This is a genomic window from Intrasporangium sp. (genome assembly GCF_039812505.1).
Taxonomy (GTDB): domain Bacteria; phylum Actinomycetota; class Actinomycetes; order Actinomycetales; family Dermatophilaceae; genus Intrasporangium_A.
Window position 1 is genome coordinate 1 of record NZ_JBDIAQ010000139.1, and the last position, 9,252, is coordinate 9,252.

Sequence of the window (9,252 nt, forward strand, 5' to 3'; positions counted from 1 at the left end):
ACGACGACCACGACGACCACGACGACCTGACCTCGTAGGGGCGAGCCGTGCCCAACCAGCGCTTCAACCGATGGCTCTACCGCGGCGGGCGACCGAACCGGTTGGCCCGGGCGGTCAACGGTGTGTGGGCCCGGGTGTTCGCCACCGGGCTGGGGCCCGGTATGACCGCCGCGCTGGAGGTCACCGGCCGCACGTCGGGGCGCCCGGTGACCCTCCCGATCGTGGTCGTGCACCTGGGCGGCGAGCACTACCTCGTGTCGATGCTCGGCGAGAACACGAACTGGGTCCGCAACGTCCGCGCCGCCGGCGGTCGCGCGGTCCTGGTGCGCCGTGGACGTACCCGGGTCACCCTCGAGGACGTGCCCGCGCAGCAGCGTGCCCCGATCATCAAGCGCTACTGCCAGATCGCGCCGGGTGGGCGCGTGCACATCCCGGTGGACCCCGACGCCCCCCTCCAGGAGTTCGCGGCCGTGGCGGGCCGGTACCCGGTCTTCCGGGTCACTCCCGAGCCTTGACCCTCCCGCGGTGCCCGCCACGTGGCCCGGGTCGCGTGCGCGCGTAGCCGGCTCGGCGGCATACCCGCTGGTGTCAGCCCCGGCGCTCGACGCCGGGCCGGGCGAGCCGCTGGGCCAGCCCGGAGGAGCGCTGCGCGGGCGTCTCGACGGCGGCGCGGATCGCCGCGCGGCTGCCCACGATCGTGAGGTGGTGCTCGGCGCGCGTCACCGCGGTGTAGAGCAGCTCGCGCGTGAGCAGCCGCGAGGTCGTGGGCGGCACGATCACCGCGACGTGCTCGGCCTGGCTGCCCTGGGCCTTGTGCACCGTCATCGCGTGCATCGTCTCGATGTCGGACAGGCGCCACGGCGCGAACGCCCGGGTGCCGGAACCGGTCTCGACGGCGGCCAGCGGGCCGTCGCCGGTACGGACGACGACCCCAGTGTCGCCGTTGCTCACCCCGAGCCCGTAGTCGTTGCGGGTGACCAGGATCGGCCGGCCGACGTACATCGGGTGCATCGCGACCTCCGGGGCGCGCGCCGCCAGCGCCTGCTCGACCAGCCGGTTCCAGTGGCGGGTGCCGAACGGGCCCGTGCGGTGGGCACACAGCAGCCGGAACCGGCCCAGCTGCGCCAGGGCGGCTGCGACGTCCCCGTCCAGCGCGAGCTCCCTCAGCTGCCAAGCGTGTTCGACCACTTCGGGCAACTGCCCGAGCGTCGGTGCCTCGGTCTCGACGAAGGTCAGGCCGGTGGCCGCCCTGGCGACCAGGTCGAGCACCGATCCAGGGGCGCCCGTCCGGAAGGCCCGCGCGAGCCTGGCCCGGTCGTCGTCGAGGCGGTGGTCCTTGGTCAGGCGCACGACGCTGCCGTCGCCCTCCAGCCCGCGCACCAGGTCGGCCAGGACCGAGCCCGCCTCGACCGAGGCGAGCTGGTCGGGGTCACCGACCAGCAGCAACCGGGCCGTCGGGGGGAGCGCCTCGACCAGCCGGGCCATCAGGCTGAGGGACACCATCGAGGCCTCGTCGATGACCACGACGTCGTGGGGGAGCGGGTTGTGCGCGTCGTGGCGGAACCGCTGCCGGCTGTCCGGGCGGCTCCCGAGCAGGCGGTGCACGGTGACCGCCGGGCTGATCGACGCGGTGCTCGCGAGGGCGTCCTGCAGCGTCTCGTTCATCCGCGCCGCCGCCTTGCCGGTGGGTGCCGCCAGACCGATCCGCAGGGTGTGACGGCTGCCGGCGGCGAGGGCGGCCAGCACGCCGGCGATCGTGTAGGTCTTGCCCATGCCGGGCCCGCCGGTCAGCACCGTGACCGCCTGCTGGGTGACGCGCCGGACCGCCGTCAGCTGGGCCTCGTCGAGGCCCCGGTCCTGCAGCGCCTCCGTCACGGCGACCTGGTCCACCGGCGACACCTCCCGGTCGCGCCGGTCCTGCAGGGCCTTCGCGATCAGGCACTCGTCGGCGTGGTTGCGCTCGAGGTAGACCAGCCCGAGGTCCGGGCGCAGCACGCCTTGCGCGGCAAGGGGGCTCGCCCGGACGGCCGCGAACCACTCGGCCGGGTCGGGCAGCTCGGCCAGGTCGCCGAGCCGCACGAGCTGCTCACTCTCCGGCCGGGAGCGAGGCGCGCCAGATCGAGCGTCGCCCACCTCGGCCAGGTCCACACTCAGGTCCGCGACCGAGCCGAGGTCCAGGGCCGTCGACCCCTCCCGTACCGCCCGGACCGCGAACGCGAGCGCGAGTGCGGCATCACCCGAGACGTCCTCCCCGACAAGCGTGCTCACCCGGGCCGCGATGACGCAGTCGCTGCCGTCGAGGAACCCGGCCTCGTTGAGCACCCGGAGCCGGCCGGACGCGGTGACGCTGAGCGCGGCATCGCCCGGGTCCGATGCAGTCACCGCAGCACCCCCTCGAGCCGGCCGTCGAGGACGGCAGACAGGTCCTCGAGCATCGCCACCGGAGGCCGCCACGAGAACACCCCACAGGGCTGCCCGTCGACCAGCGGAGTGGCGGGGCCGGCCATGCCCCGGACGTACAGGTACATGACCCCACCCAGGTGCGCCTCCGGCGCGTACCCCGGCAGGCGCCAGCGCAGGTAGCGGTGCAGCACGGTCGAGTAGAGGATCGCCTGCAACGGGTACGAGGAGTGGCTCATCGCCGCGGCCAGCCGCGCCGGGGCGTAGTCGGCGAGGGTCAGCTCCCCACCGGGCGGACCGAGCCAGTTGGTCTTGTAGTCCACGACGTAGAACCTGCCGCCGTGCCGGAAGGCGAGGTCGATCGAGCCGGTGAGGTAGCCGAGCAGGGCCTGTCCACCGAGCTCGGGGCGGGCCAGCGCGTCCGCGTACCCGCGCAGCGGGTCCTCGTCCGGCAGGTGCCGGCGCAGGACCGCCGCCATCTCGCGCAGCCGGGCATGGGCGTGCGGACGGTCCCCGCCGGCCAGTGGAAGCTCGAACCCCAGCTCCGCGAGCCGGTCACCGCGCGGGATGTCGCACAGCCGGGCGCCCTGCGTCAGCGGCCCGGTCGGGGTGGTGAGCACTGCCCCGAGTGCGCCGGCGAGCTCCTCGCGGTCGAGCTCGACCGGCCACCAGGACAGCTCCTCGTCGATGCGGGCCAGCAGCTCGGCCTGCAGGTCGCCCGCCTGGAAGTCGGCCGCCTCGAGCACCGCATGGACCAGGGAGCCGAAGGTCGCGCCGACGGGCAGCCGCGACATCGGCGAGGGGACGTCCGACCCGGTCGGCTCCCGGTCGGCGACGACGACGGCCTCCTCGTCGACCCGTCCCAACGCGTCCTGGTCCGGCTCCGAGGTCGCGCCTGCGTCGGCGGCTCCCGACGCCAGCGACGTGTACGACGTGCGCCGCCAGGCTCGGTCGACCCACCCCTCGTCGAAGCTCCGCACGGTCAGCGGGTCGGCTGCCACCGGCGGGACGAGCCGTGGCTCAGGCCCGGACCCGCCCACCTCGGTGAGGCTGAACGCCCCGTGGTCGGCCCAGACTTGCAGCAACGCCCGGGCTGCGGCGGCCTCGCCGACGGGCGGGCGGTCCGCCGGGACCACCACCGCCTCGCGCGCGGCGGGCTCGGCGCGGCGGGCGAGCAGCGCCGAGAGCTGGTCCGGGGACCCGGCCTGCCCGAACAGCAGCCGGTGCAGGCCCGAGGCCGGGGTGTTGTGGGTCGGCGCCCACCACAGGACCAGCTGTGACTGCGCCCGGGTCATGGCGACATACGACAGTCGCAGGTGCTCGGCGAGCACCTCGGCGACGCGTTCGGCCGCGATCTCGGCCGGGTCGAAGGAGAGCAGGCGTCGACCCTCTCGGTGGATGACCGCGGGGCAGGGGTCCCTGCCCACGAAGTTGTCGAAGAGGAACGGGGCGTAGACGATCGGGAACTGCAGGCCCTTCGCGCCGTGGATGGTCGACAGGGTGACTGCCCGCGCGTCGGAGTCCAGCCGCATGATCCGCGAGTCCGGCGCGGCGGTCGCGTCGTCCAGACCCTGCCGTCGCAGCCAGGCCACCAGGCTCGGCAGCCCTCGCGTGCCCGCCAGCACCCGTTCCTGCAGCAGCTGGGCGCAGTGCACGACGTCGGTCAGGTCGCGCTCCCCGTCGAGGCGCGACAGGAGGCGGGTGTCCAGGCCCTGCCCGCGGGTGACGTCCAGCACGGCGGCGATCCCACCGCGATGGAACGCCGTCAGCAGCGAACGGGTCTGTGCGGCAACGGACTCCGTGCCGGCCTCGCCTCGCGCGTCGAGCTCCTGCACGGTCCAGCCGAGGAAGGGCGTCAGCGCCGCCAGCCGTACCCGGTCGGCTCGGTGCGGCTGCTCCAGGGCCATCAGCAGCTGCAGCCACCAGCCCGAGGCGGTCGTACGCAGCACCGACTCGCTCGAGACCAGCACGGAAGGAACGCCCTTGGCGTGCAAGGCGTCCCGCATGCTGCGCAGGTCGCGGTTCGCATGCGCGAGCACGGCGATCTGCTCCGGCTGCACGGGTTTTCCGTCGAAGGTGGCCGCCGAGGCGAGCAGCCGGGCGATGTCGCCGGCGGCGTCGGCGCAGATGGCCTGCCGCGCCGCGGCGATGGGCACCGTCTCGCCGAGCAGGGCACGCAGGCGGACCGCGTGGTTGTCCGGCGCATCCTGCAGCCGGTGGATGGTCCGGTGCGCGGTGACCCGGCGCGCCACGATCCCCGGTGAGAGCTGCACGTCGACCATCAGCGTCTGCAGCGACCGCACGAGCGGCGCGTCGCTGCGGAAGTTGGTCGGCAGCGACAGGTGGCGCTCGGCGCCGTCCGACGCCCGGCGGTAGGTGTCGACGTCCGCGCCGCGGAAGCCGTAGATCGCCTGCTTCGGGTCGCCGATCAGCACGAGGGCCTCGGTCTCGGTGCCGAAAGCGCGCGAGAACACCTGCCACTGCACCGGGTCGGTGTCCTGGAACTCGTCGACGAGCACGACCCTCCAGCGGTCCCGCATCCGGCGGCGCGCGGGCGCGCCCTCGTCCTCCAGCGCGTCGGCGAGCTCGGTCAGCAGGTCGTCGTAGCCGAGCAGCGCGGCGCGCCGCTTGCGCTTCCTGACCTCGGCCCGTATGCCGCTCACGAACCTGAGGCGCTCACCGATCGTCCCGGGGGCATCCGGTGGCGAGAGCTGCGCGCTGGGGTCGTCGAGCGCGGCTGCGGAGTCCGCGCTCAGCAGCCGGTAGCTCGGCGGCCGCGTGGTCGAGTGTGCGTACTCGGCCAGGTAGCGGTCGTCGACGGCGTCGCGGCGCAGCTCGGTCAGGTCCTCGGCCAGGGTGGCGTAGGGGTCCGAGTCGCCGGCGACTCCGAGACCCCGCAGCACGTGGTGGCAGAACTGGTGGATCGTCGCGATGGTGGCCGTGTCGAAGTCGGCCACGGCGGTCCGGAGTCGGTCGACCCGCTCGTGCAGCTGCTCGGCGGAGCAGTCGCGCAGGTGCCGGACCAGGGCGTCCTCGACGTCCCGGTCGCCCGGGTCGTGCTGGGGAGCGGTCAGCGCGGCCAGCACCTCCGCGAGGCGCGCCCGGACCCGCTCGGCCAGCTCCCGGGTCGCGGCGCGGCTGAAGGTGACGACGAGCAGCTCGTGGAGCGGAAGCCCGCGCTCGGCGACATACCGCACCACGAGCGCGGACAGTGCCCACGTCTTGCCCGTTCCGGCGCTGGCCTCGATCAGGGTGGTGCCCGAGGGCAGCGGCGCGGCGATGTCGAAGCTCGTCGTCAGGTCCGGGCTCGGCGGCTGGGTCACGGCGTCTCCAGATGCTCGTGGATCGGCCCCCAGATCCGCGGCCCGAAGTGGCGCAGCCCGTCGAGGTGGTTGAGGTCCTCGATGTGGGACCCGGGGCCGAGCACCATTCTCCACCAAGGGTTGTCGCGCTCACCCGGGTACTGGTCGGTGCCCTCCCACTCGCGACGGGTGAGGCGGAAGGCCAGTCGCAGCGCATCCGTGTCGCCCGGTCCCGAGGCGCGGTAGACGCGGGCGAACGCGCTGGCGGTCCTGGGCGGGGTGCCCATCGGGAAGCGCATCCCGGACTGGCGGCAGAGCACCAGGTCGCGCAGCAGCTCGGTGGCCCGGCGGGAGCCGGGGGAGCGCAGCCGTTGGCTGCCCTTCTTGCCGCTCAGCAGTGCGTGGTGTTCCTGCTCGGGCTCGGCCAGGGCCAGGGCGAGGAGCCGGACCCACGCTGCGACAAGGTGTTTCGCGCTGACGGTGGAGTAGGTCGGCACCCAGATGGTGGTGTCGTGGACCCTGTTGACGATGCCGGTCAGCCGGGTCGAGCCGCCGTCGGGAATGGGCGGCAGGTCGGTGCGGACCTCGACGGTCCGGGGCTCGGTCGCCCCCCGGTTCGCGACGATCGCAGCGACGGTCCGCTCGATCTCGGTTCGGGCAGGCCTGCCGAGGGACCCGGGCGGGAAGCTGCCGCGAGCCGCCTCCCGGTCCAGGGCCGCGCCGAGCGAGGCTCCAGCCAGCACCTCCCGCAGGACCCGATCGCCGATCGCCCACTGCGCCAAGGGGTCGATGGAGACGGGCAGGGAGTCCTCCGGCTCGTCGAGCTCGCGCGGCACCGTGACCTCGAGCCGGCCCCGGAGGAACTCCCGAGCCGGGTTCTGCAGGAAGGCCACCAGCTCGTCGACGGTGACCGCGGTGACGGGCCGTACCGGCAGCGGCTCGGTCAGGAGGCGCCGCGGGCCGGACGGGTTGCGGCGGAACTCGCGCAGCGCCCGGGCACCGTCTGCCGCGACCCGGTCGAACGTGCCGCCCGGCAGCGGGCCGTCGGCCGTGAAGTTGCGCTCGTCGAACGCCTGAAGCGGGTGGCGCCGCACGAAGCCGGGCTCCGGGTCGCCCGGTCCGCCCGATGTTGCGTCGTCGCCCGGGGCGGTCGCCGTGCGGGCCGCAGCCGAGATGACCTCCTGCAATGGCACGGCGGGAGGTCGGCGGCTGCCGTTGCGCTCGTCGAAGCCGGAGTAGATGGCGACGAGGTACTGGTCTGCCGCCATGACCGCGTCGAGCAGCAGCTGGCGGTCCTCGCTGCGCGCGTCCCGCTCGCCGACCTGAGGTTGGCGGGCCAGCAGGTCGTCCCCGTCGGTGATCGGTGACCGGGGATACACGTCGTCGTCGACCCCGAGCAGGACCACGGCCCGGTGCGGGACCGAGCGCATGGGCACCATGGTGCAGACCGTCACCGCGCCGGTGCGGAAGCTGGCCCGGCTGGGGCGGACCCCCCAACGTTGCCCGAGCAGCACCCGGACGTCGTTCAGGCGCAACGTCATCCGTTCTCCGGCGGCCTCCCCGATGCCGCGCAGGTCGCGATCCAGCTGGGCGACACGCCACCGCTGGTCGGCGGGCGTGTCGGTGAGCCGCTCGATGGTGTCGCGCAGCCAGTCCACCCACTCCGGCACGGAGAGCACGCCCCTGGGCAGTGTGCTGTCGGCGCGGCTCGGGCCACGCACCGCGTCGGCGGCGAGCTTGAGGCGCTCCATCAGCTCGAGCAGACGGCCCACGGTCTCGATGTCACGGCTGCCGATGTCGTCGATCGGCAGGCCTGCCGCCGATGGTGCCCGGGAGTCCCCGGCGACGGCCACCCCGAGCGCGATCCGGTCCATGCCGCGAGCCCAGGTGTTCGCGTCGAGGTCGCGCAGGCCGTACTCCCCCCGGTGGGCGCCGTCGTACCCCCACCGGACCCCGGAGTCGGTGATCCACCGACCCAGCCGGGCCAGCGACTCCTCGTCGAACCCGAACCGCGCCCGCACGGCCTCGTGGCCGGCGAGGTCCAGCACCTCGCTGACCGTCATCCGGCCGGCCACCAAGTCCAGGATCCGCTGGGCGAGGTCGACCAGCGGGTTCGTCGCGGCCAGTGCCCGGTCGGCGAGCTGCACCCGCAGCTGCTGGCCCGGGTGGTGGGACACCGCGGCCGCGTCGGGCTCGGCGACGAGGCTGAGCCCGAAGGTGGCCTGGATCAGCGGTGCGAACTGCTCGATGTCAGGGCACATGACGATGACGTCGCGCGGCTGAAGCGCCCCCTGCCCCTCGGCGAGCAGCCAGAGCAGCACCTCCCGGAGCACCTCGACCTGTCGAGCCCGGCCGTGGCAGGCGTGCACCTGCAGCGACAGGTCGCCGGCGGTCGTGGCCCGGTCCGGGTCCGGGGCGCGGTTGGCGCGGATGTCGGCCTGGAGCAGGCCGAGCCGGGTCGGAGGTGGGGGAGCGGACGGGAGCGGTTCGTGCACGGTCAGGTCGGGGGTGTGCAGGGTCGCCTGCAGTTCGCGCACGTCGCGGCCCAGGGTCGCCAGCAGCGGATGCCGGGCCAGCGCGGCAGAGGTGTCCTCGGCACGGGGCTCCACTCGCGTCCGGCCGGCCAGGTCCGCCCACAACGACGGCGAGGGGTGCGGCAGCCACAGGTGCACCTCGTGGTGGGCGCCGATGGCGAAGAGTAGCTCGCGCTCCGACGCGGCCAGGCGGGTGTGCCCGAACAGCGAGAGCCGGGCGGGCAGGTCGAGCTGGATGGTGCCCGCCGACAGCTCGTCCACGACCCGCCGGTGGCGCTCGGTGACCGACTCGTTCAGGTCCTCGCGCGCCAGCACGAGCTCGACGACGCGCCGCCACAGGATCGGCTGCCAGACGAAGTCGCCAAGTGCGGTGGTTGTGTCAGGGGTCGGGGTGGTTGCGGTGGTTGCGTCGGGGGCCGGGTTGGTTGCGTCGGGGGCTGGAGTGGTGCCATCCGGTGGCCGGCCGGCGGCTCCACCCGGATCAGAGCCCGCCTCCCAGTCGGCCAGCAGCTGCGGCCGCTCCCGCGCGTACGACGCGAACAGCCCGGCGATCCGGCGCGCCACCGCGTACCTGCGGGACTGCCGCGCCTTGCGTTCCCATTCGGCGGTCGGGTCGTCCCTGATCTCGGGACCGGCCCCGAGATGCCGGGTCAGCGACTCGAAGTGGGTCGTCCCGACGAGCTCGTCGATGGCGGTGAGGGTCGGCCAGACGAGGCGATCGGGCTGCCAGGGGTCGTCGCGGTCGCGCCCCAGCAGCATACCGACCAGGGACTGCGGCGCGAGGATCTGCAGACCGGCGCACACCCCGTCGTCGCCCCGCGTCGCGCCGAGGGTGTGGGACAGCTGCTGGGCGAGCCACCGCTCCATTCCACGGGCCGCGACCACGACGACCTCCGGGGCGAAGACGTCGGGCGGACTGGACCGGAGCAGCGCCCCGAAGGCGGCGGCGAGCTCTTCCGGCCGGTCGGCGCGGTGCAGCTCGATCCCCATGCGCGTGACTCTATGGCAGCGGCCCG

The 9,252-nt window shown here is 74.1% G+C and carries 4 protein-coding genes; 1 reads left to right on the forward strand and 3 read right to left on the reverse strand.

Features of this window, described 5'->3' with window-relative positions:
• Nucleotides 1-47 precede the first annotated feature (47 nt).
• Nucleotides 48-515, forward strand: coding sequence for a nitroreductase/quinone reductase family protein (locus WMI84_RS14680; protein WP_347354433.1), 468 nt, complete (start codon nucleotides 48-50; stop codon nucleotides 513-515).
• A gap of 73 nt (nucleotides 516-588) precedes the next feature.
• Here the strand turns inward: WMI84_RS14680 and recD are convergent, their stop codons facing one another.
• From recD to recC, 3 genes are read right to left on the reverse strand one after another with little or no spacing between them, the layout of a single operon-like run.
• On the reverse strand, nucleotides 589-2,382 hold the full coding sequence (gene recD, locus WMI84_RS14685; protein WP_347354435.1) for an exodeoxyribonuclease V subunit alpha: 1,794 nt from the start codon (nucleotides 2,380-2,382) through the stop codon (nucleotides 589-591).
• A complete protein-coding gene (locus tag WMI84_RS14690) occupies nucleotides 2,379-5,723 on the reverse strand; it encodes a UvrD-helicase domain-containing protein (protein ID WP_347354437.1) in 3,345 nt (1,114 codons plus the stop codon). Before WMI84_RS14690 ends, recD begins: the two co-directional genes overlap by 4 nt.
• Nucleotides 5,720-9,226: an exodeoxyribonuclease V subunit gamma gene (gene recC, locus WMI84_RS14695; RefSeq protein WP_347354439.1), complete on the reverse strand. Its 3,507-nt coding sequence runs from the start codon at nucleotides 9,224-9,226 to the stop codon at nucleotides 5,720-5,722. Before recC ends, WMI84_RS14690 begins: the two co-directional genes overlap by 4 nt.
• Between the last annotated feature and the right edge of the window lie 26 nt (nucleotides 9,227-9,252).